The organism is Limisphaerales bacterium (assembly GCA_014382585.1).
GTDB lineage: Bacteria > Verrucomicrobiota > Verrucomicrobiia > Limisphaerales > UBA1100 > JACNJL01.
On sequence record JACNJL010000050.1, the window covers coordinates 1 to 24423 of the forward strand.

Below are 24423 nucleotides of genomic sequence, written 5' to 3' on the forward strand. Positions count from 1 at the left end.
GATCCGCTTTTATTCGCACTCAAACTCACGGCGTTAAGCCTTCGTCTGGATTGATGGAGGTGGGTGAAGAAACTGAAGGCGGTGAACCGATTTATTTCATTCGAAACGGCTGGGAAAGCACCAAGGACTGGATGAATTCGCTGACGCTGTATTGGTTGGCTTTGGCGGCGGTTAGGATTTCGTTGGCGAGATCTTCGTCGGTGAAACCGAAGGGACGACCAAGGGAATAGCTGATGAGGGCTTCGGTGAAGCCGCGAGCAAAATCTGGTTCGCGTTCAGCAACTCGATCGCGCAATTCGAAATAATCGGCGAAGGCCGGGCCTTTGTGGAAGGCTCCGGAGGCGTCGATTTCCCAAGTCTTGTTTGTCTTCCAATTCCTTCCAGCTTTAGTCCGATTGACTCCGGTCGTCCGCCATTTACCCGCAGCATCAAAGTTCTCAAGGCCAAATCCAATGGGATCAATCTTGCGATGGCAACTGGCACACTGGGCTTCCTCCTGATGGGCTGACAGCTTTTCGCGGACGGTGAGCGGTTTGTCGGCTAGACGTGAGAGTTGCGGCACATTGGGCGGCGCAGGAGGCGACGGATCATTCAATAGATACCGCAACACCCAGGCACCGCGCTCGACGGGACTACTCTCAACGCCGTCACTGCCCATAGCGTGAATAGCGGCGGTACCGAGCAACCCACCGCGAGGAGAACCCACCGGCAGTTTTACTTTACGGAATTCTTCTCCCGTGACTCCTTCGATACCGTAATAGTTGGCCAACAGACCATTGATAAAAACGTAGTCGCTTTTCAGGAGTTTACCAAGGCGACCAGAGTCAGGATCACGCAAGAGATGGGCGAAGGATTCATAAACCTCCCTACGGGCAGAGGCACGAACGCTCTCGTCGAATTCTCGATGGAGCTTAGTATCGAACTGAAAGAAGTCCAACCGCTCCATGTGCAGCCACTGATGCACAAAGCCGGAAACGAATTCATCAGAACGCGGATCGGTCAGTAGGCGACTCACCTGTTGGCGCAGCGTTGCAGGTTTGTGGAGGGCGTTCTTTGCAGCGAGGGCAAGTAGTTCTGCATCAGGCGGGGCGCTCCAGAGGAAATAAGCCAGCCGCACGGCCAGTTCGCGATCAGTTAAGGTGCGGCGTTGCTTCTCAACATTCGGCTCGTTTAAGTAAAGGAAACCGGGAGAGGCAAGAATCACACTAAGGGGTGTGCGAATAGCGACTTCAAAAGGTTCACCGGCAGTTCGGCGGGTTTTGAACAAGGCCAATAGTTGATCGATGAATTTGGGTGCTGGTTTGACCTGGCGAAAAGCGGTCAGGGAAAACTCCGACAAGATTTTTCGGGCCCGTTCCGATTCGGATTCTTTGGGACCGACTAGATTATCGGTGAGAATTCGAGCCAGCCCGACCTTCGTGCCTGCTTTTGGCAAGGGACCTTCCAGTTCGATCCAATCGACCCAAACCGCAGGAGGGTAGCCATAACCATTTTCCTGCTTGATGCGGTAGAACTCTTTACGATGTAAATTTCTGTCCTCAGGTTGGCGTTCCTGAATACCGAATTCACGTGGCGTGTCCGCTCCGATTTTCACAGTAGTTTCGATAATTTCCGGATTCTCTGTCGTGCCATTGACCTGGTGACCGTTGATTGGTTTGCCGACAAAGCCAGCCATAATTCCGTTGAGGCGTTGCGGGTGCCCAATCTGGATAAAATGTCTCTTTGGATCGGAACCTTTCACTGAACCAGCCCGAATCCTAAGTTTGTAGGTTCCGGGCACGAGTTTATCTTTGGGCGGAGTCACATCAATCCGTTGAATCCCCCAGCCAAGCTTTAGGTAAGTTCCACGGTCACTCAAAGGAAGTTCTGCATAGTGCTTGAGGTAGGCATACTTTCGCCCGTACCCACCCTGATATGAAAAAGAGGCGTCGTTGGCATCTTTAAAACCGAACTTCTTAGGATCAGGCACCCCTTTGAGGAGGTTGGCGTTTTGGTAGAGTCTGATGTTATCAGTCAGGTCGGTAAGATTGTGCTTCTTACGAATCTGCTCGAGGGCTTTCTGATTCTCCGGAGCGAGAGCAGCCTTATCAACTCCAGCCTTCCAGCCAAGGTAGCGCTTGTAGGTCTCCTCCATTTGCTTCATGGCTTTCGCGCTTTGAACGTTGACGGTGGTCTCAGGCTCAACCCGAAAAGTCTGCCCCGCGGTCTCCTTGATGGGACCTTCCAGCTCCATCCAATCGACCCAAATCGCGGGCGGCGTACCGTACCCGTTCTTCTGCTTGTGACGGTCGAATTCTTCTCTGACAAGTTTTGCCGACTTGGGCTGGCGTTCCTGGATGCCGATTACTCGCGGCGTGCGTTCCCCGAATTCAACATAGACCTCAATGATCTCCGGATTCTCAATGGTGCCGGATATCTGTTGCATGCTGAGCAGTTTGGTGAAGCCGGGTGAGGTTCCGTTGAGATTTTGGGGATGACCGATCTCGATGAAATGGCGGGAAGGATCGGAACCTTTGACCGCTCCGGCCCGGATCCTGAGCTTGTAGGTGCCCGAAGGAACGTCTTTCGGATCGGGGTGAATGTCAAAGCGTTGAATCCCCCGTGAAAGTTGCAGGTAGGCTCCCCGATCGTTGTGAGGAAGCTTGGCGTAGTGCTTCATGTAGCTGTGATATCGCCGGTAGGGGCTGTACAAGGCGGCTACGGCATTGATTGGATCGCTGCCGCCATAGTCGCGAGGATCGGGGGCTCCTTTCAGAAGACCAGCCATTTTATACTTAAGGACAGGATCGGTATCATAATTGGGATGCTTTTTACGAAGCTCGGCCACAATCTGTTGGTTCTCTGGAGCTTTTGCGGCCTTGTCGACCCCTTCTTTCCATGGAAGCCATTTCTTCTGATATGTTTCCTCCAATTTTTTAACGATTTCCAATTTCTTCGGGTTTACGGATTCTTCAAGTTCTACCCGGAAAACCTTGGTGGGCTTTGCACGAGTGGAGTGGCGGACGAAGGCTTCGTCAATCGCAGTCCGGCCAAGTCTCAAATACTGCTCAAACTGGTCCGAGGAAATAAACTGGGAAGCCCCCACCGTATCAAAAGTGCCGGTTCCTTCATCTGAAGGTAGCGATTCAACATTCAAGCTAACGCCAGTAAGCGATTCGATCGTGTTGTGGTATTCGCGGCGGTTCAACCTACGCATGGTAATCTTACCACCTGAATCAGAGAGTTTCCTCCGGGCAAGCACCATGGTTTGTGCTAGGTCATCCAGGAAATCGGCCTTCTCCTCATTCTTCGGTTGCCGTTTATTTTCCGGCGGCATCTCACCCGAATTCATGGCGTTGAGCACTTTCTGCCACAACTCCGCCTGCTCAAGGGTGCCCACTTTGAACGATAACGCCTCGAGGTTGACCTTCCCTTTTTGCGTTTCCCCATCGTGACAATCCAGACAATAGGATTCGATCAGTGCAAAATGCTTCTTCGGCAACTCCACCTCCAAATCGGCCGCGCCGGCAAAGCTAACCAGCCCTAGAAAGGCTGTTACCGTTGAAAGAGATAATTTCCTCACGCCAGCAGTTCCTTCACCACGCCGGAACTATCGCCATGGCGCTCAGTCTGAATGCCCAAACCTTGCAGCAGGGTCAGCCACACGTTGCAGAGCGGTGTGTCTTTCGGCAAAGCGAGGTGTTGGCCTAATTTCAAGTTGGCGCCGCCGCCGGTGAGTATGGTGGGACAGTTGTCGAGATAATGGATCGAACTAATATTCGAACCAAAGGCCAACGCGGTGTGATCGAACAGACTCGATCCGTCAGCTTCCTTGGTCGCCTTGAGCTTATCGATCAAGCCGGTCAGCAATTCAGCGTGCGCCTTGTCCCGCGCCTTGGAGGCCTCCATGCGTTCGCCGGGAGAATAGTGGCTGATGTTATGAGCGCTCAGAGTAACGCCCATGCTCTTCAATAATTCCTGACCGGGCAGGCGGTAGGTCAACACCCGTGTGCTGTCGGTTTGCAGGGCGGCCACGATAAGATTGTACATGATCTCGATTTCGTCCCTGCCCTTCAGCCCGGGCGCAGGCTCGGCTATGGGCGCCTTGGCCTTGGGCACGTCGAGCCAGTCTTCGTCCTTGCCGAGGCGGGTTTCGATATCGCGAATACCCTGGAAATATTCGTCGAGTTTATCGTTGTCGGTTTTGGTAAGCCCGCGCTGTACACGCTTGGCCTCCGTGAACACTGCATCCAACACACTACGTTTCTCAGCAATAGCCGCCTGCCTTTGAGCCAACGGGAGGTCATCGGCCGAAAACAGTTTATGAAAAACTTGTAGCGGATCATTCATACCTGCCACAGGTTTACCACGTTGATCCCACGACAAGGACAAGCCCGGCCCATGACCTGAGGCGCTGCCATCACTACTATCCAACTGCATGGAAGCAAAGCGGGTATCCCGCCCTAGATTCTGGGCAATCACTTGGTCCACAGAAATGCTATTGGCCATGTTCTGACCGGGAACGGAGTAACGGTTGGCGCCGGTTAACCAAAAGGTACTACCCCAGTGAGCTTCATTGCTATACTGGTTGGAGCAACCCTGCAACACGGTGAAATCTTTTTTGTGCTGTGCCAAAGGCGCTAATCCTTCGGTTAATTTGTAGCCCGCTCCGGTGTCTTTTAAATTCGGATACCAGGTTTCCTTGGTGACTCCAAAACCCATCCCCATGAAGACCGCCCGCTTAGGGATACCATCCGTTGCTTTAGGAGTAGGCGAGGCAAACATTCGGAACCCGATAGATTCCAATGCCGGTAACGCGATAAGGGCTCCAGTGCCACGAAGAAAGTGACGACGATGTAGTTTGGTGCTCATAGTTTGATCCATTACCTTTTTTCAAATTAAGCTGCTGCTAATTACACTCCCAAATCCTGACCGAGTCGAAAATAATTTCACACTCAGTTCCACCCTTGAAGGTAAATCTGTGCTTCCCGTTGGCCTTGGGGTTTATGATGGTGACCTTTTCATGCTCGTAAGTTCTACCCTTGCCGTTAACCACGACCCGAATCTTTCCCAATTCGTATTCGATCACCAGATCGATCCACTTGTTTAACGCCATCTCAGATTCGGGCTCCGAAAAGGATGGCCCATCCGGAAGTTTGACTCTGTGACCCCCATCCTTTGAAATACCAAGATTAATCATGTGATGGCCGATCTGGAAAGAGGGGCGACCCGGAGTAAGTTCAGGCTTGGAAAACTTATAGCGTAAATGACAAACGAATTTCTCCGGAATTCGGTTGATATGAGCGACTGGCTCGAGCCCGAGATGATGATCCCTCTTCAAAACCTTGATCGCCTCCTCTTTTGTTTTGAAAAGAGGAGCGATGATTAATTTTCCATCCTTGATGCTCTTTCCCTTGGGTTGCCCCCAACGTTCCCGGTTCAGTTCACCATCAAAATCATCGGAGTAGACCAGCTTTCCGTTGTTAAATAGCTCGGACTTAAACTTGGGTTCTTTGGCATGGAGTTGCACCGAAAGCGTGACGAGAAAAGTAAGCGACCAGAATTTGATGTTGTTTAAGTTCATGTTTTGAATACAGGTCCTAGAAACCCATTAGGATTGGACAAAATATTTGATTATCTCTGTGCATTCTTGCCTTTACGATCGTGCGTAAAGGGCCGAGCCACCTCACTTCTTAAAAGCAGGATGCTTCGGATCCCCGGCAGAAATAAGATATGCCAGTAGATCGAAGACGTCATCTTTACTCATGGTATTGATCAGACCCGCCGGCATCATCGAAATACGCGAGGGTTCGATCGATGCCAGATCATTGACATCGACAAGGGTATTCGAACTGGGGTTCATCATATCCGTATTTACTTGGTAGCGATCCTCACTGAGATTCATGATGCGCCCACTGATCACGCTTCCGTCTTTCATTTTAAAATTGGTCGCTCCGTATTGGTCACTGATCTCCTTGCCGGGATCGATGATGGCTTCAAGCAGGTCGTAGGCGCTGAACTTACCACCGGCAGCAGACAGATCAGGGCCGACCGCGCCCCCTTCCCCCTTAAAGCGATGGCAGACATAACACGCACCGGCGCGAGCCATTTTTCTACCATTCGCGAAGTCGCGCCGGGATTTTACTTCAGCATTCAAATCGCCGGCGAAATCCTTCAACGTCCAGTTCTTGACGAAGGATTGGGTCTCAAGCGTGAACTGAGGGATACTGCTCTTGGGTTGGGTCTGGATCAGTTTCTTGAGCGCAGGCGTCAGGTCTGCCTCAGGCACGGATTCCGTGGCATGCCTCTTTATGTCGGCCAGATAATTGGCAAGTCGCGCGCCGCCTTTGTAGTTTCCGGAAAGCACAAACCATCGGAAGTATGTCTCGCGCAGTTCAGGAGTCCAACCGTCCTGAAGGTAGCGGAGATTGAGGGCGTAGCCGATCTGCTCCTCCTGGCCGGATGCGTTCGTAAGCAACTTCATGCCTCGCTCGACGGCAAAGGGAGCATTCAAGAATGCTGCGATGGCGGATAGATCCCGGTTTTCTTCCGGCGTCCGAGCGGGGTAGATCCCACCAAGCCATTGGATTAATCTATCTTTTTCTTTCGGTTGCCCGCCGCGAGTCAATGCCAGGGTAACGCCGCGCAGCAGATCGAGACGTGTCTGGTGAGAGCTGGTCTGGTGGTAATTGATACTCATCGCCTTTTCAAAGATTTCCACCGCCGAGTTCGTCGCGTCCACGCGTGCGAGTGCGATCAAAGCGGCAGTAGTGGTGACCGGGTTCGCCTCACCTTTGATCCGGCCCCTCCACTTCCCGACCGTTTGTTTCTCCAGCGCCGCCCGGGCTGCATGGCGAATACCGCGATCGGCTGAGCCCAATGAGTCCCAAATATGGTCTAGATCGGACGCGCTTGCAGCAGCTGCATCCCGCTGTAGATGGACCTCAAGTGAATGGCGGTCCTGTCGTCCTAATTTGCCGCCTGGGACAGATCGCGCTGGCGCAGTGGATTCGTTGCCGATGTAGGTCACCCGATAGAGACCTGACTGAACGCGACGACCGCCAACCGTAAAGTACATGGCCCCATCATCAGGGTTAATGAGCAGGTCCGTGATCGGTAAGGGCTGGGCGGAGGCAAACTCTTCAACCGTTGCAGTATAAGTAGAGCCCTTAGGTTTCAGGTGGACGGCATAGAGTTTTCCGTAGGACCAATCACAGGCAAAAAAGGCGTTCTGGTATTTGGCTGGGAATTTCGCGCCATACCCGAAACAGACGCCAGTGGGTGACCCTGGGCCAACGTCAACCACGGCTCCGAAAGTGTCTGAGCAGAAATCCATGAACTTCCCGGAACCGGTCCGCCATCCATAGTCAGCGCCGTCAATAACGTGATTAATCCGCGTTGGGCGGTACCACGGCGTATTGAGATCCCATTCCATGTCGGCGTCATAGGTGAACAGTTCGCCTTCGCGATTGAAGGCAGCGTCGTACTGGTTACGGAAGCCGGTGGCGACAATCTCCCAAGTTTTTCCCTCGGGATCGATTTGGGCAATATGTCCTAGCGGAGCCTCGGCACCTTTCATGAAATGTTGCAGAGAGGGCAGAAGTTGATCTTCTCCCCACACTTCAGGAACACGTGAATGAGTGTAATCTACCGGAACCTTGGTTTGGTTTCCAATGATGACGTAGAGGTGTTTGCCGTCAGGGGCAGGTATGATGGCATGTGGACCATGCTCACCGGCCGTATCACCGAGGGACTTAAGCTTAACGAGCTTGTCAAAGTTGTCGTCACCATCCGTATCAAGAAGACGATAAACGCCACACCCCATGGTGCTACTGCGCGAACTGACCACCACATAGAGACTGTCGAAAGCATAACAGATACCTTGTGCATGGCCGATCTTCGGAAGCTTAGCGAGTTCTCCCGTCAGAGGCTTGGGGTCCGTTCCAGTGATACTTTTCCGGGCCTTGGCTCCGACAATCGAATAGGTGATGGGCTGGATACTTGCGGGATCAACGCGTTCGCCCAACTTGGGAATCGGAAAGCGATAAAGCCCGCCATGTTGGTCACTAACGATCAAACGACCTTTGTCGTCCTGACACATGGCGACCCACGATCCCTGGTCCTCTCGTGGCACGGAATACAATAGCTCGATTTTGAATCCGTCGGGCAAACGAATCTGCTCCGGGGAAGTCGCACTGCGCTTGGCATCCGCGGAAATGGCGAAGTCTGGAGATACCGCAAAGAGAAGCCAGAAAACTGAAAGTAAGAATTTGATGAGAGTTCGTGAGTTTATCATTTTGCATTCTTTCTCTGCTTCGCTGTCGGAGATGGATCAACCACGGTTTCGAGATAAGTTTTAAGGCGTGCTTGTAGTTGCTTGGCTTTGTCAGCCTGTGTCGTGAATAGATCATTCTTTTCGGCGATGTCTTCAACTACATTGAAGAGTTTGGACGATTGAATTTCACGCTTAGCATTCACCTCTGCCAGCAGCTTCCATTTACCGGCCCGAATAGCCGCCATTCGCTGCCGAGGCCGAGAGAAAATCAGGCCATCAATCGGGCGTTTCACCGAATCGGTTTCCGGATCAGAAAAAAGAGGGACAAAGCTTCCGCCATCGAGTTCTTCGGAGAGATCACCTTTCCCTCCTGCCAATGCATAAAAGGTAGGTAGAAAGTCGTAGCCTGCCACTGGGACTCGGCAAACCGATCCCGCTTTAATCGAAGGGCCTCGAACTATTAAAGGTACGCGAATGCCCCCTTCGAGCAGGGAATGCTTGGCCCCGGACAAGGGAACGTTCGGCGCATGGCTCTTTGTATTTCCACCGGGGACGGTGCCGCGGCCGCCGTTGTCCGTCGTGAAAACCACATAGGTATTGTCAGATATTCCCAAAGTATCCAATTCGTCGAGGAGCCTGCCGATGCCCCTGTCCAGCTCCTCAAGCATGCCGGCCCAACCTTGTGAATAAGCCCGATCAGGAGCGCCCTTTTTTTTATACTTTTCCAATGAGGCTTGCTGCAATTCCGTGCGCAAGTGCACGGCATAGTAGCTGACCTGCGCATAAAAGGGTTTGCCGACTTTGATTTGTTTGCGGATGAATTCGATCGACCGATCCGTGACTGAGCCAGTCCGTTTGGGATCTTCGACGATGTGGGCTGGCTGCATCTTGTCTGCCATACCTCCTGTGACATTTCCGGTGTGCCCGTCGCTCACGTCGTAGCCGCACTCCTCCGGAGAAGAGATCATCTTCTCTCCCCACTTTCCGAAATGGGCACACTGATATTTAGGATTCGCCAGTTTTAGTGCTCGTGGCAGCGTCATATGATCAGTCGGCACCCACTTGCTGGCGAATTCCGTTCCAGAACGAGCGGCACTCGTCCCGCAGAGGATGCTGCGCCGGGTCGGGGTGCAAAGCGGAGCGGGTGAATAGCCCCCAGTAAAACGCATTCCCTCTTTCGCTATCCGATCCATCGCCGGAGTATGAAGATAGCTGGACCCGGTCTGTGGATTGTCTGGATCCATCAAACCCGACCGCTGACTCCAACCCTGGTCATCGGTCAGAATCAGAATGATATTTGGTGAATCAGCCTGAAGGGCTGTAGTAACCCCAAACAGGGTGGCTAATAGGCAAGAGAGTTTTTTAATCATTTATTCTCCACTTTGTTCGGATCCCACCAACCGTTCATCCTGGCCTGCAGCTCGGAAACCACTGCTGCATGCTCCGTGGACAGATCCTTAGTCTCGTGAGGATCCGCCAACAGGTCAAACAACTCCTGATTCTGATCGGGGTACTTTCGGTTGTGACCGCCCGCGTTTGGTCTCTCCTTCGGCAGGGGATCCTGGTAGGTGATGAGCTTCCATTTTCCCTGGATGACGGAGCGGGTCCACAAACTTTTACCAGGCTCGTGAGCCGAAATCATGTTGTGGGAGAAGTTGTTAAAGAAGATGGCTGTTCGGTCGGAAACGGCCTTATTATCAAGCAGGTTGATTCCGGGCATTGCCTTGGGGACCTTGACTCCGCAGGCAGTGAGAATCGTCGGAACCACGTCGATGTTGCTAGCCAGCTTCATCTCCTCTTTGTGCGCTTTGATCCTGGCGGGCCAGCGGGCGATGATCGGAGTCCGGATACCGTTTTCGTAGGGGGACGCCTTGCCGAACTCATTCCAGCCATTGTCGGCTAGGTAGAGCACTAGGGTGTTGTCGTCGACACCCTTGTCTTTGAGGTTTTTCATCAGGTCGCCGCAGGTTTCGTCGAGCCATTCCACCATGGCGTAGTACTTGGCCTTCTTGATCGGTTGAACGTCGGCGTATTTTTCCAGAAGACGCTGCGGTGGGTTGTGGGGCGTATGCGGCAGAAACGGCGCGTACCAGACGAAGAAGGGCTTCTTGTTCTCGATCGATTGATCCATGAAGTCGTAGATGGGCTTCATGGTTTTGCGGCCTATGTCGAGGGACTTTCCGCCGTGTCGGCCCGTTTCTCCGTTGTCGTGGGTAAAGCCAGCGGCAGCAGGTTTCCCCATCCAATATTTTCCGGTATGCATGGTGTTGTAACCGGCATCGGCCAACAACTTCGGCAACATGGGGTTCTCGAAGAAACGATCGAGCCAGACGTCGCGATCCTTTCCTTTGACGGGATCGTTGCCGGTGATGCCGTGCTGATGGGTGTATAGCCCCGTCAACATGGTGGCCAGGGACGGACTGCAGAGCGCAGTGGTGACGTAGCCACGGGTGAAGGTCAGACCTTCCGCGGCGAGTTGGTCGATATGGGGGGATCGAATCTTTTCATTGCCCAGGAATCCGTAGTCGGTCCAGGCATGATCATCGCTGATGATGAGAATGACGTTCGGTCGCTCGGCCAAGAGCGACACCGGAAACAGCAAGGCGAATAGAATAAGATATGTGAAGGTTTTCATGAGATTTCTCTGGGTATGTTTAAAGGGTCCAATTCCGCTGCGTCTAGGTCGGTTCATTTTGCAGGGGATTGCTGGATGGCTATTCTTCCAGGATGGTTTTGATGAAGCCGGCTAACTCCTCCACGGAGATGCCACCGGATTTGTCCTTGTCTGCTCTCTTGAGGAAGGTGTCGATGTGAGCGGAGGAACCTAGGAATGCAACGAACTCCTGCTTGTTGAGAGCGCCATCGGAATTGGCATCAAATTCGGCGTGCCACTGGGCGGGAGTTTTGCGGGAGATGCGATACCACTTGATGCCTTTGAGCCTGGATTCGAATTCCTTGAGATTCAGAGTTCCTGATTTGTTCCTGTCGGATTTTCCAAACCCAATCGGACCATGTTTGGGGGAACGGTAAATGGCGGTGGCGTATTCGACATAGGAAACCTCGCCGTCGCTATTGGTGTCAGCCATCTTGTGCAACTCAGCGGCCGTCATCTTGAGCATCTCAGCGCTGGGTTTGAGCTTTTCCTTCGGGATCGGAAGCGTGACCCAGAGTTGATTGCAGCGCCCCTTGTCATCGACGTGTGCGCGAACGAAGAAGCCCGGTTTGATTTCCTTTTTCGCCTTCAGGAAGCTGACGTAGTTGATCTTCAACTTGTCGCCTAGCGTGAAGGTCCGGCTTTTCCTGCGGTAATTTACAGTGACGGTGCTTCCGTCGACGGATTCGACAACACCATGTAGTATCCCCCCCTTCTTTTCCTGGGCGGCAATTTCGCTCGAGGCAAAGGTCAGGCAGACAACAACAAGGCTGATAGTCAGGTGGGTTTTCATGGTTTCATCTTATTGTATTCTAGTTTTAAAGTTTAATAGGACTCGGTCAGTCAAAAGGGTCGGTCATTTCTCGTTTTCAAACCTCTTGGACACAAGCAGTTTGCAGTCAGGCAGGGCTTTCTGAAGACTGGCCAGGGCCGGTCGGATCCCTTTTTTGTCATCCCGATAGGTGAAGGCATCGGAGAAATCAATGACTTCCAAGTTCTTCAGCCCGGTAAGTTTGTCCAGGCTCTCGGGGGAAAATTCCTCACAATATCGCAGGCTAAGTTTCTTCAAGGCGGTCATCTTGGCCAGATTGTCAAAGCCTTCGTCTCTGATTCCGCCTCCCCGCGAAATCTGCCCTAAGTCCAGTTCGCTCAGATGTTTTAGCTTTACCAGGTGCTGAAGACCGGGCCCTTTGATCAGACTGATCCCTTCCAAATCCAGGTGCTCCAGATGCTCCAGTCGGGCCAAGGCTTCTAGTCCCTCATCCGTAAATCCGTTTGAGTTGCCCATCAGGTTCAGAGATGTAAGGGCTTTGAGTTTTGACAGGGTTCCCATGGACTCGTTGCCAAGACTGCAGAACTGCAGGGATAGCTTCGTCAGGTCCTTCAACCCGGTTAGGTGCTCAAGCGATGGTTTCGGGAAATCACATGACCACAGATGGAGGTTTTCCAGGGCCGGCATCCATTTCACCAGGCAGAGAAAGTCATCGTCGGTCAGGGTCAGATCATTCAGGCGCAATTGGGTCAGCTTGGCAAATTCCTTCGCCTTCGTCTTGGAGAACTGCTTGGGGTCCAAGGTGCGTAGCCGTTTGAGGAATGCCCCCTGCGTCAGGTGCAGCCCACGCTTGCGCCGATCCTCCTCAGTGCGCTGGGCAATCGCCTTGGCTTCAATCAGTCGCGTTGCCTCGGCCTTGTCGATTTTCTTTAACAGAAGCAGTGACCGCACCGGGCCACTCACGCCCGGCGCCACCGCGCCATACAGATGCTTCCACTCGATGACGACCTGGTCGCCGGTCTTAAGCGTTTTGATATACGCACCGAGCACCAAGTCGCCTATGGGTTTGCGGTGGAAATCAGTGACATGAACCGAGTATGTCCGTTGCTTATCGCCCTTCCCTATCTTCTGGTAGTGCAGGTAGTCGGTTATTTCGAAGTTCGCGTATTCCCCCGAGCTCCCACAACGATCCGGGCAACTCCCCGTCGAGCCCCTGCACGTGTGAAACTTCACGTCCTGGAATGTGGCGATCGCCTTGTGCTCCACCAGCACCTTGAGCTTGTCGTTGTCCGGCATCTTGCCGACGTAGGCCTTGGGTGGCTTCGAGGGGGCTGGGACATCCTCGGTGGCGTACGATACGCTACCAATGATCAGGCAGAAAGCAACAAGGATGAGTGTCAGATTGGTTTTCATAAAATTGATTTTTTGGCGATGATTAGGATCAGATATTACTTCGATTGAAACTGCTTGGCTTGCACGAGGGCGTGGACGAATTCACGCAGGGCGTAGTTCTTGTTTTTGGCTGAGCTCATGATGCCCAGCGCAAGGTCTTCATCGGTGAAGCCGAACGGGCGACCGAGACCGTACTCGATCAGGGCTTCCGTGAAGCCATGGGCGAATTCCTCCTGATGTTTGGTGGCAATCAACTCACGCAGTTCAATGAAGTCGGCAAATGCCGGGCCGTCGTGGAACGCGCCAGAGGTGTCGATGGGGGTGCCGGTTCTACTGGGCACCATATTGCCTTTTCTGTTCTTAGTGTATCGGTATTCCTTGCTGCGCCATTTGCCGGCGGCATCGAAGTTTTCCAGGCCAAAGCCGATGGGATCGATCTTGCGATGGCAGCTGGCGCACTGAGCTTCCTCCATGTGGGCGGCGAGTTTCTGCCGCTTGGTGAGGGGCTTGTCGTCGAGGCGCGAAAGCTGCGGCACATTGGCCGGTGCCGGGGGAGGCGGCGAGTGCATAAGGTGGCGCAGCACCCAGGACCCGCGCTCAACCGGGCTGCTTTGGATGCCGTCGCTGCCCATGGCATGGATCGCAGCCATTCCCAGAAGTCCACCGCGCGGCGAATTTTCCGGAAGGCTGACTTTGCGGTAGTGATCGCCAACCACGCCGTTTAGTCCGTAGTGAGCGGCCATGAGACCATTGACGACGACGTAGTCGCTCTTGAGAAGGTTCTGTACTTGTCCCTGATCCTTCGACCGCAACAAGTGGAGGATCGATTGGTAAACTTCTTCCCGCGCTGCCGCTCGCGTGCTTTCATCGAATTCGCGATGTCGGGCAACATCGAATTGGAAGAAATCCAATCGCTTCATGTCCAGCCACTGATGAGCGAGACCAGAAACGAAGTGGTGCGCTCTCGGGTCTCGAATCAAACGATCCACTTGAGCACGTAAGACAGCAGGGTCACGCAGCTGCCTCGCTTTCGCCAACTCCAATAGCTGGGAATCGGGCGGAGAACTCCATAGGAAATACGACAGTCGCACTGCCAGTTCGAGATCATCCAGGGCACGAGGCACACCGTCCTGACCGGACTCTTTCATGAAGAGAAACCGGGGAGACGCCAGGATCATGCTGAGCGGGGTGCGAATCGCGATGTCGAACTTTTGATCAATCACCAATCGGTTTTTGTAGACTTCGACGAGGGAGTCGATGAATTCGGGCGTGGGTCGGCTTTCTCGAAATGCTTTGACCGCGAACTGGTGAAGGATGTTCCTGGCCCGATTCAACTCCGACGGAGATCCTCCGGCAGGGTTGGCGTCAAAGATCGCCTCAAGCGGACTAGGTTGTCCCTGTGGCAACGGGCCTTCGATCTCAACCCAGTCGACCCAGATTGAGGGGGCATGGCCATAACCATTTTCATTCATCAAGGGGTTGAAGAATTTCTTGAGTAAGGGGCCCCACGCAGGCTGACGTTCTCTAATCGCAAACTGCCGTTTCGTATCCTTGTTCACCGTCACCTGGGTTTCGATCAGTTTTGGCTCGGCCGGTCTGCCGGTCACGTGCAGCGCCTTCAGGGGGAAGCCATCCAGTAGCCCTCTGGAAACCGTTTCGGGGTGACCCAGTTCGAGGAAGTGACGAAACGCCGGCGCCTCGTGGGTGACCCCCGCCTTGATTCGCACCGTGTAGGTTCCGACGGGCATGTCGTTGGGCGGGTTTAGGACGACCATGGTGGAACCGGCCGTCAACTGAATCCAGGTCCCTGTATCATTGTAGGGAAGGTCGGCGTAGTGCTTACTGTAGGAAGCATACTTGGGAAAGAACTTCGCGGCATGGCCAAAATTCGGGAACCCATGGTCCCTCGGGTTGGGCGCTCCTTTCAGCTTCTTAAGGTGAGGACCAATTGCACGGTAAAGCTGCCCGCGGTTACCCTTGGTGCCCAACCGTGCTTCGAAGCCTTTGTTCTCTGGTCGAGCGAGCGCCTTGTCCATTTCCGCATCCAGTGCCGCATAGCGTTTCAGGTAGTCGTCATTTCGTTTGACTCCCTGTCTCAAAGCGACATTGAGCGTTTTTTCCGGTTCCACGCGATAGACAAAAGGCTTGGCACCTCGAGCAGCTCTTCGTTCATAGAACTCATCGATGGCGTGGCGTCCGAGTTTCAGATACTGCTCGAACTTGTCACTGGAAATAAAAAGTGAAGATCCGACCGTATCGAAGTCCCCGGAACTTCCATCATCGGGAAGGAGTTCCTTACCGAGTCGCACACCCAGCAAGCTCTCGATAGTGTTCTGGTAGTCGCGCTTGTTGAGCCGCCGCATGGTGATCTTGCCACCCGAATCACCGAGCGCCTTGCGGGCGGTCACCATCGTGAGCGCCAGGTCATCCAGGAAATCCGCCTTCTCCGCTTGTTCGGGCTGCTTCTTCTTTTTCGGCGGCATCTCCCCGGAGTTCAGGGCATTGAGGACTTTCTGCCAGGTCTCCGCCTGCTCGATCGTTTCAATATCAAATGAAAGGCCTTCGAGATTGACGCTGCCCTTCTCGGTATCGGCATCGTGACAATCCATGCAATAGGCATCCAGAAAGGCCGCGTGCTTTTCGGGGAATACGACTCTTGGTTTGGCGACGGAAGCAGTTGCCATCTGGGCTTCGTCCGCATTGGAAGTTCCTTGCGAATCGTCACTGGGGACACCTTGCGGGTGGTTGCCTTTGTTTTCCTCCCCGCAACCGGTCAGCAAGGTGACGAAGTACACCGCAAACATCGTGCCAAGGGTAAGGCGTGTAGGTTTCATAGATCGTAAGGGATTATTGATTACGCCTGCAACTGCGACACCACACCCGTGCTGTCGCCGTGCCGATCCACGTCAACACCGACACCCTGCAACATAGTCAGCCAGACATTGTTCAGCGGTGTGCCTTCATTGAGCACGAGGTTCTGCCCCAGTTTGAGATTGGCACCGCCACCGGAGATCAAGGTGGGTGGATTGTTGAGATAATGAATCGAACGAATGTTGGAACCAAAGGCCATCGCAACGTGATCAAACAGACTGCTGCCATCGGCTTCCTTGGTGGCTTTTAACTGATCGATTAAACCGGCCAACAGTTCGCTATGTGCCTTGTCCCTTAATTTGGAAGACACTTCCGTTTCGCCTCCTGGACGATAATGACTCACATTATGAGGATTTCCGCCGGCACCGATACTGGACAGCAGGCGTGACCCGGGTTCGCGATAGGTAATGACCCGAGTGTTATCCGTCTGGATTGCCGCCACCATGAGCTTGTACATCATCTCGATTTCGCTGCGCCCTACCAACGCGGCATCCGGTTCCTCCAGAGGAGACTTTGATTTGGGCACGTCCATCCATTTTTCCGATTTGCTCAACCGGGTTTCGATGTCGCGGATGCTTTGAAAGTACTCGTCCAGCTTGTCGGTATCACTCTTCGTCAAACCCTTCTGCATGTCCTTTGCCTCGATCATCACGGAATCCAGGACACTGCGTTCCTCCGTCAACATTGCCCGACGCTGAGCAAGGGGGATGTCATCTGCCGCAAAGAGCTTGAGGTAGGTTTCCATCGGGGAATTCCACGCCGAAAGCGGTTTTCCACGTTGGTCCCATGCCAGCGAATTCCCAGGACCATGCCCATTCCTGTCGTTGGCGTCACTAGCCAGTTGGATGGAGGTGTAGCGGGTGTGCTCGCCAAACTGCGCGGCGGCAACCTGATCGGCGGAGATGGTGTTGGAAAAGGACTGCCCCGGGGTGCCGTATTGATTCGCGCCCGTCAGCCAATACGTGCTTCCCCAGTGCGCCTGACGGCTGAATTGATGTTTGCAGCCCTGGACAATCGTAAGGTCCTTCTTGTGACGAGCCAAAGGCTTTAGCCCCAAGGGCAGTGTATAGCCCGATCCCTTGTCATTGATGTCGGGAAACCAAGTCTCCGAGGTGACGCCGTAGCCAATGCCCATGAAGATCATTCTCTTGGGAGGCGTTGCCGCAGCGGCCGAGGCAAGGCGACGAAAGCCGATGGACTCCAATGCCGGCAGCGCGATGAACGCTCCGGCTCCACGTAGAAAGTGACGACGATTGAATGAGGCGTTCATATTCGGAAATTCGTTTCGTTCATTTGCTCACAACTTCAATCGGCAGTTTCGGTTGTTTGATCACGGTGAGTTGGACGTCGTCCACAAAGAAACCGCCTAACGGAACAGGCGTCTTGGAGTTGTAACCCGCGGTGGCGGCCACTGCGATGAGGGCAACCGTCGCATCCGATTCCAGGATGCAGGAGGCGGAAATGGTCGCCGCGTCGCTTCCCGGTTGAAGCTTGATGGATTTCTTCCCAAGCGCCTCGGCCTGCCGAACCACCTGAGGCCAAGTTTCACCAATCGACTCGGGCTCTCCCTGAAACAGAAAGATGCGGAGGCTTGCTTTGGGATTGCGTAGTTCGTTATCGGAAAGAGATGCATCACGTCGAAAACGCGCTGAAAGTTTGAGAGAATAATTTCCCTGCGAAGGTTCCGCTTCCAACTGTTGGCGCAGGGCAGTGAGGTCGACCAACTGGAATACGGAGCAGTTGGAAGCAAAGCCGTCGGGATCGCTCTTCACGTTGGCGGTCCGGACAAATCGCAGAACCTTGTTTCCATCCGCCTCCTTGACCACCTCGGCGGGATTACCGGCCCATTCGCCGAAGCGTACCGGGAACTGCGTCGGAGTCGGCCCTTCGGCCATGGTCTCGAAATCACCGTGGGCGATGTCGAACACCCGCGCTTCCGATTTGGGCGAACCGATTGCCCAAATCATGCCGACACCGAGCAGCCCCACGAAAATTCCCGCTACCAAACCCGCCGCGATCTGGCGGGGCCAAGCAAACTGCCCGACCACCTTTTGCTGTTCCGGCGCAGCTGCTCCCACCTCCGGTTCTGATTCCACGTCCAAGGCCAGCGTTTCATCGGCCAACGCACCGTGTATCTGTGCGGCCTTGAGATATTGCGATCGCACCTCGGCATCGTCCTCAATCCCGGTGGAAAGCGCCTGCGCCTCCTCCTCTGTCGTTTGACCGTCCAGATGTTTCTGGATGAGTGCGTCCCAATCTTGAGAAGGTCTCATGTCATTTCCTTTCTAATCTGCCTTTGGATACACGTCTGCAAATCGAGGCGTGTGCGTTGGATTGCCTTGTAAACTGCCTCGACCGACCGACCGCCTTGTTCGGCAAGCCACTCCACACTTCGGTTCTCGTGGTAATATCCCTTAATCAAGGCATGCTGTTTCTCGCCAAGTTTTTGCATACAGGTGGCCAAATGCCGTTCCACCTCAACGGCAAACCCGGACTCGCCAGCCATTTCTCGTTCCAGCACCGCCATCGCCTTCTCGGAGAGCTGGGCGCGACGCTGCGCACGCGCGAGAAAGCGCCGCGTCTCAATCCGCGCAAACCCCATCGCCCAATTCACGAACGGCCGTTGCGGGTCATAAGAGTCAAACTGCCGCCACAAAGCCACGGCCGTCTCCTGTAGAATATCCCGTGCGTCTGAACGGTTCGGCACCATCACAAGCACCGAACGCAACATCACCGGCTCCGCCTCTAGAAGCAGCCGCGTGAAACGCTCGTGGTTGTTTTGATGATCCATGGTCGTTTTGAGTAGCCAAGCCAATTTCTATACAGGTCCGCGAAACAGTCCGAATTTGGACAAAAAAATACTAGGGTTATTTTCAGGTGATTACGGGCACTTTGAAACTTCCTGCAAATAATCTCAAATTCCAGGCTACCTTTAAAGGTGATCCTAGGCCCAAGCTTATCACTGGGAAAGCCATCGGGGACTTCTGATGCTCGTAGGTTCCATCATGGTTGACGCGCTTTCTCGCCTAACCTAAAGTCCGCCGCTCATGTCCGCCTCGACAACCCTTTTAGAAGATAAACTTCACGAGTATCCCCAACAAGACGTGATCGACGGATCCGGTGGAGGATCCGCGGCGGTTCTTGATGACTGCCTGGACCAGAACGGCGGAGTGTTGCAACTTCTGCACCGTTACGCCGGCCGAACATTTTGTACCCCCGGGAAACGGATTCGCCTCGATGAGGAGTCCTACTATCCGAATTACATGGGCGGTACAGGGCTCGATGAACTCTGGATGTGCTGCACTGCTCCTATCGTGACAGGAGTCATCGACACGCGCACGGGTAAGGCCCCGTTCCGCGAAGGAGAAGCTCACGTCCTTACTCCCGGCGGCCAAGTCATCTCGCTGCAGGATTTGATCCTCGCCAATCCGAAAGCGGTTATGGGGGAGAAGGTCACGGCCTTTGCCGAAGAACTGTACGGTGACCCGACCTGGCCGATCGTGTCCAAGAAGTTCGACAACTTGAATCCGATCCCACATCACCTCCACTGGGCGAAGTGGGAAGTCTACGACATCAACTCCTTCGACAATCCCGGTGTCAGTCCGTCGCATTATCACACCACGGCCATGGGGCTGTATCCGTTTGTGACCAAGGACGATTTTCTCGCCTGCATGAAGCGTTTCGGAAAGGGCGAGTACAACGGCGTCCGGCACTTGTCGCCGCACACTATGATGCAGCTGGATAACGGCTTCGTGATGCCGAACGGTGTCCTGCACTCACCGACCGACCTCTGCACACACGAGCTGCACGTTACGATGGATGAGCACTTCCTCGCAGAGGACCTCACGCTTGATGGAAGCATCGGAGCTGCCGATGCGTTCTACGCCTGCCGGGAAGAGGACTACCCGAAGGACCGGCACGAAGACTGGGAGTACTTGGTTGAAAAGTTCGACTTCGAAGCCAACCAAGACCCGGACTTCGTAAAGAAGAACTCGCGTCCAGCGGTCACCGCCGAAGAATTCGCAGGTGACGGGGTAGACGCACAGTGGATTGTCTACGGAGATTTCCTTGGCGACCAGAAAGCCTCGATTCTTCGTTTAACGGTGGAGCCCGGCAACAAGACCACTTTCTGCCCCGAGAGTCCGGCCTTATTCCATACCAATGGTGGAAGCGGCCGGGTTGGAAAGTTCGCAGTGAACTACCACCAGAACATGAAGCTTGGCGAACTCTACCCCGAGATCGGCTTCATCACTCAATCCGCGCTCAACAACGGCGGCGTGGAAATTGAAAACACCGGCTCCGAACCTCTGGTGTTGACCTTCGACTTCCCGCAAAACGCCCATTCCCGAACACCCGGCGTCTCAGCCCTTTAACAAACCCATATCCTTCTGGCTGCTGCCGAAACGCTCGGCGTCGATGCCGTGTTTGTGCAGCAACTCTAGGTAGAGGTTGCAGAGTGGAGTCGGGCCGTCCAACACGGTGTGGGCCTGATGGCGGTAACCGCCGCCAGCCACGATCATGGGGAGGTTGTTGCAGGTGTGGTTGGAGGAATCACCAAAGTTGCTGCCCATGACCACCGTCGTATGATCGAGCAGGGTTCCTTCCCTCTCCTTGATCTGATCCATTTCAAAAAGAAACCGGTTGAAATGGCGCAAGGTATCGACCTCAACTTGCTTAAGCTTGGCGATGACCTCTCTACGTCCGCCGTGATGCGATAGGGTATGCCAACCGCCAGTGGCTCCGGGCACTTTGATGGCGCCGTAGATCCAGTCCATGGACAAAGTGATCACGCGTGTGGAATCGGTCTGCAAAGCCAGCTTCGCCAGCTCAAACAAATTCCGAATCTTGGTGGAAAACGGAAACTCCGCGTCAGCACTCAGGCTCTTGGCCACCTTCGGCTTTTTGGTGTTCAGCCAAAACTGTTCGTGCTTCAGCTGAGTTTCCAGCTCGGCAATTACCGTTTGATAGCTCTCCAGCTTGCCGGGATCCGAGCCTTGTTTGCGTAAATTCGCCAAATCGCGCTGGAGGTTGGTGAGGATGTTTTGGTCATTGCGCAGCCGCTGTTTGGTGGCCTGCAAATCCTCGTCTTTGAACAGCAGATCAAAAATCTTCGCCTCATCGTGCATCGGCGGGATGGCCGCGCCACGGTCGTTCCATGAACACCCCCAGCCACGGTCGTAGATACTGAAATTCAGGAACGGAAACCGCGTGTCGCTGCTCATCTTTCTGGCCAACACTTGGTCCAGCGAGATGCCATTCACAAAATTGGGCGACTCTGGGCTGGGCGTGCCGGTGAGAAACGATTTCTCTGAGTCGTGATTACTCGTCTCCATGCCGGGATGAAACAGATTCTGGAACACGGTCATCTTCTCCAGCGTCTTCATCCCCTTCAAATAATCGGAGGTGCCTAGATCGCCGCGTTTCTTGGGGAAGAAATAAGGCTCATAAAATCCCAAACAACTGTTGATGAAAATGATCCGGCGCGGCACGGCCTTGTCTTTCGCCTCGGCCCGCTGCCCCAGCGACTGCAACGCCAGCGGCAACGCCATCCCCATCTTCAAAAATTCATTGCGACTGATCATTCCGCTTCGCCCTCCAGTGAATAGACCAAGACTTGGCGGATCAAGTCTTTCATCCCACAGGCATCTGCCTCGGCCGGGATCATTGCGTACAAGTGCAGGCGCTGCTGCAGATTTGGCGTATAGCCATTGGCGTACTCAAAAAACGTCTTTGCAAAATTGTAGGCGACCTTTCGGTGCTTCGAGAGCAGGATTTTCTTGAGCCCAAACACATCCTCAAACTTGGCTCGCCCCACCTCTCCGGCAGCATCCACGTTGCCCGTCAGTTTAAAATATCCCTTCGGCCGATACTGGAACGTACCGCGATGCGGTAGCTTGATGCGGTACTGCGTGCGCCATTGGCCGGTGGCATCAAAGCTCTCCAGTGCAAACCCATAGGGATCGATACTCTTATGGCAGGCGAAACAGGCCGCGTTGTTTTTGTGCTGCTCAATCTGCTCGCGCAACGTCGCGGCGGCCGGCCCGTGATCCGGCTCAATCGCCTTCACGCTTTCAGGCGGTGGCGAAAGCGTGTTGCCCGCAATCGTCTTGGAAACCCACGCGCCGCGCCGGATGGGCGAAGTCTCAAAACCATCGGCGGTCACCTTGAGAATGCTCCCCATCGTCAAGAGCCCGCCGCGCGGCACCTCAGGCGCAAAGGTCACCTTGCGCATCTGTTGGCCAATCACGCCGTCAATGCCGTAGTGCTGGGCAAGGCGTTGGTTGAGGAATGAAAAATCCGAATCAATCAAATGGCTCACTGACAGGTTTTCTTGAATGAGATGATTGAGGTACGCCTCGGTCTCCTTCGGCAGATAACGGTTCAGCAGATCATCGTAAATCGGATACAATTTCAGCGACGGCGACACCTTGTTGAACTCCCGCAGGTTGAGCCATTGATCGCAAAACGAATGGATCATGCGCGCGCTCCGCGGATCCTGCAGCAGCCGATCGATTTGCGCGGCCAACGTTTTGCCCTCTAATTGATCGACTTTCGCCAGCCGCAATAGTTCTGCATCCGGCACGGATAACCACAGCACCCGCGACAATGCCGCCGCCTTGGCGTAGGACGCATTGGCGTGTTCACCCGGTGCCATGAGAAACCGATGCGACCCCAGCACCGCCTTCAAGCCCAACCGCGTCGCCGCCACAAAATCGCCCTGCTCCCGGAACGCCGCTAGGCTAATGGCATAATACGGCGCCAACTCGGCCTCCGTCAGGCTCGAGGCAAATGCCCGTTCGGCAAACCGGCGAATCACGCGTTTCAATTCATCAACCGATTCAGACACAACCGAAACCGCAAGCGTGGAATCGTCTTGCGGCAACGCCGTCATTACATCCAGTTTACCAATGGATGCCAGTGAGCGGCCATCAATTGTAAACGCGTCGGTGATCAGAAATTTAATAAACCGTTTAGCGATCGGCTTGGGAAACACGATCGGCTGTTCATTGGCCAACCGAATCTCCAAGTTCCCCGCCAACACCGGCTTGCCCCATGATTTGCCATCATCGGAAACATAAATCGCGTACGCCTTCACCTGCCCATTGCCGTTGCCGCCCGACCAAGTGGCGTACGACAGCCCGTCGATCGATTTGCCTTTCGGATTCTCCAGCACCACAAAGTGCGGCGGCTTGGCGAGCGTCGGCTTGAAGCGCGTGTGCCAGAAGGTCCTATTGGAGCCATCCTGCATGCGCTCCTTTTCCATCCCCTTTTGAAAACTGCTCACAGTGATGCGCCCGCCAATGGCCTTCAGTTTGGTTTGCGAAACCGCCGCCGATACCGCCTCACGCGGCGGCGCTTGCAACGGCAAGCCCGCAAACACATCGCGATAAGTCTGTGGCGGCCACTGCTCATGCACCGGCCCGCGCGCTTTCAACTGCTTGATGTACGCGCCCACCTTGCCGTTCTGCTGACGAAAGTTATGTCTGGAATAACAGTGCACTGAGACATTTTCGTCCGGACGCAAAAAGGCGCGGATGGTGTGAGATTTCATCTCGCGATTGCCCAGCGAAATCACGTCCAGCAAACGCTGTGGCTGCGGCCGGTCATCGGCGTAATAATATTTGCCCGCGTACACCATCAGGCTCACATCCTCCGGGAACGCCCCAAGCTTCAGCGCATCAAAGGTCAGTTCGTACCAACCGGGCACCGGCGGATCGAAGTTGTCGTAGAAAAAAGAATAACTGTTGCCGTTATTGGCGCGCGTCCAGGAAAAGAGAATGCCGTCCTCGTAGGGCCGAGTGTAAATATTGTACGACTTGTGACTGTCCTTAAGCTTGCTCGTCACCCACACGCGTTCCGGCTCAAACCCCTTCGCCGGTAGGGCAAACTCCAGCAGATCATCCACCGCCGTGAAGTAGGCCGTGAGCATTTCCTTGGTCAACTGCACCCGCCGATCCGAATCAAAATTGCGTGTGCCGCGGTCTTCCGGAATCTCGCCGGTCAAATCCAGCTTCACCCCAAGCAAATCATTGGCCGAATTCACAAACTCATGCCGACTGATCCGCCGAAACGATTTGGGTGCTGACGCCTTCTGCCGCTGTGCCAGCCACTGCAGCATCAACTGTCGCTCCTCGGCCTTCGGCTGCTTCTTATTCGCCGGCGGCATCTTCGCCGTGATCAGGTTTTCAAACACCAACGCCCCGTCTGATCCGTCCCGCTCCAGAAGCTGGGTTAAATCCAAACCACCCTTTTTCGTCTCCCCATCGTGACAATCAAAACAGTACTGCTCAAAATGTTCCTGAGCCACCTCCGCAAAATCCCGCGGCGGCCGCTTGGCCTCGATGCCAAATGCCTCCGCACTCCACATCATCGCCCATGCGTACAAGGGGATGCAGAATCGCTTGCGAAGAAGTTTAATCATCGGGCTCATTTATACTCATGCGCGAAAACGCGAACAAGCCTCTACCAGCCGGCCTGAAA

Annotated in this window: 15 protein-coding genes; 1 reads left to right on the top strand and 14 read right to left on the bottom strand. The window is 54.3% G+C overall.

The window, feature by feature from the left end; all coding sequences use genetic code 11:
• Positions 1-91 precede the first annotated feature (91 nt).
• The 12 genes from H8E27_11440 to H8E27_11495 form a co-directional block, all read right to left on the bottom strand.
• Positions 92-3562, bottom strand: coding sequence for a DUF1592 domain-containing protein (locus H8E27_11440; GenBank protein MBC8326225.1), 3471 nt, complete (start codon positions 3560-3562; stop codon positions 92-94).
• Positions 3559-4851, bottom strand: a complete 1293-nt coding sequence (locus H8E27_11445) for a DUF1552 domain-containing protein (protein MBC8326226.1) — start codon at positions 4849-4851, stop codon at positions 3559-3561. The genes H8E27_11440 and H8E27_11445 overlap by 4 nt, the downstream gene beginning before the upstream one ends.
• Positions 4852-4888: 37 nt before the next feature.
• Positions 4889-5563 carry a hypothetical protein gene (locus H8E27_11450; GenBank protein MBC8326227.1) on the bottom strand — a complete coding sequence of 225 codons (675 nt, stop codon included), beginning with the start codon at positions 5561-5563 and terminating at the stop codon, positions 4889-4891.
• Positions 5564-5665: 102 nt separating this feature from the next.
• Positions 5666-8275 carry a c-type cytochrome gene (locus H8E27_11455; protein ID MBC8326228.1) on the bottom strand — a complete coding sequence of 870 codons (2610 nt, stop codon included), beginning with the start codon at positions 8273-8275 and terminating at the stop codon, positions 5666-5668.
• On the bottom strand, positions 8272-9546 hold the full coding sequence (locus tag H8E27_11460; GenBank protein ID MBC8326229.1) for a sulfatase-like hydrolase/transferase: 1275 nt from the start codon (positions 9544-9546) through the stop codon (positions 8272-8274). The genes H8E27_11455 and H8E27_11460 overlap by 4 nt, the downstream gene beginning before the upstream one ends.
• Before the next feature lie 74 nt (positions 9547-9620).
• A complete protein-coding gene (locus H8E27_11465; GenBank protein MBC8326230.1) occupies positions 9621-10889 on the bottom strand; it encodes a sulfatase in 1269 nt (422 codons plus the stop codon).
• 79 nt (positions 10890-10968) lie between these two features.
• Positions 10969-11700, bottom strand: a complete 732-nt coding sequence (locus H8E27_11470; GenBank protein MBC8326231.1) for a hypothetical protein — start codon at positions 11698-11700, stop codon at positions 10969-10971.
• Between the two features lie 63 nt (positions 11701-11763).
• Positions 11764-13092 (bottom strand): hypothetical protein, encoded by a 1329-nt coding sequence (locus tag H8E27_11475; GenBank protein MBC8326232.1) that lies wholly within the window; start codon positions 13090-13092, stop codon positions 11764-11766.
• A gap of 35 nt (positions 13093-13127) precedes the next feature.
• A complete protein-coding gene (locus tag H8E27_11480) occupies positions 13128-15680 on the bottom strand; it encodes a DUF1592 domain-containing protein (protein MBC8326233.1) in 2553 nt (850 codons plus the stop codon).
• Positions 15681-15925: 245 nt separating this feature from the next.
• A complete protein-coding gene (locus tag H8E27_11485; GenBank protein MBC8326234.1) occupies positions 15926-17212 on the bottom strand; it encodes a DUF1552 domain-containing protein in 1287 nt (428 codons plus the stop codon).
• A 19-nt stretch (positions 17213-17231) separates the two neighbouring features.
• The gene (locus tag H8E27_11490) at positions 17232-18215 is read right to left on the bottom strand and encodes a hypothetical protein (protein MBC8326235.1); all 984 of its coding nucleotides are present in this window, start codon (positions 18213-18215) and stop codon (positions 17232-17234) included.
• Positions 18212-18733 carry a sigma-70 family RNA polymerase sigma factor gene (locus tag H8E27_11495; GenBank protein ID MBC8326236.1) on the bottom strand — a complete coding sequence of 174 codons (522 nt, stop codon included), beginning with the start codon at positions 18731-18733 and terminating at the stop codon, positions 18212-18214. Before H8E27_11495 ends, H8E27_11490 begins: the two co-directional genes overlap by 4 nt.
• 256 nt (positions 18734-18989) lie before the next feature.
• Here H8E27_11495 and H8E27_11500 point away from each other — a divergent pair, with 256 nt between their 5' ends.
• Complete coding sequence (locus H8E27_11500; protein ID MBC8326237.1) at positions 18990-20315, top strand: hypothetical protein; 1326 nt, start codon at positions 18990-18992, stop codon at positions 20313-20315.
• Here the strand turns inward: H8E27_11500 and H8E27_11505 are convergent.
• The gene (locus H8E27_11505) at positions 20304-21524 is read right to left on the bottom strand and encodes a DUF1552 domain-containing protein (protein MBC8326238.1); all 1221 of its coding nucleotides are present in this window, start codon (positions 21522-21524) and stop codon (positions 20304-20306) included. The two genes, H8E27_11500 and H8E27_11505, sit on opposite strands and share 12 nt — an antisense overlap.
• On the bottom strand, positions 21521-24364 hold the full coding sequence (locus H8E27_11510) for a DUF1592 domain-containing protein (GenBank protein ID MBC8326239.1): 2844 nt from the start codon (positions 24362-24364) through the stop codon (positions 21521-21523). The genes H8E27_11505 and H8E27_11510 overlap by 4 nt, the downstream gene beginning before the upstream one ends.
• Positions 24365-24423 lie beyond the last annotated feature (59 nt).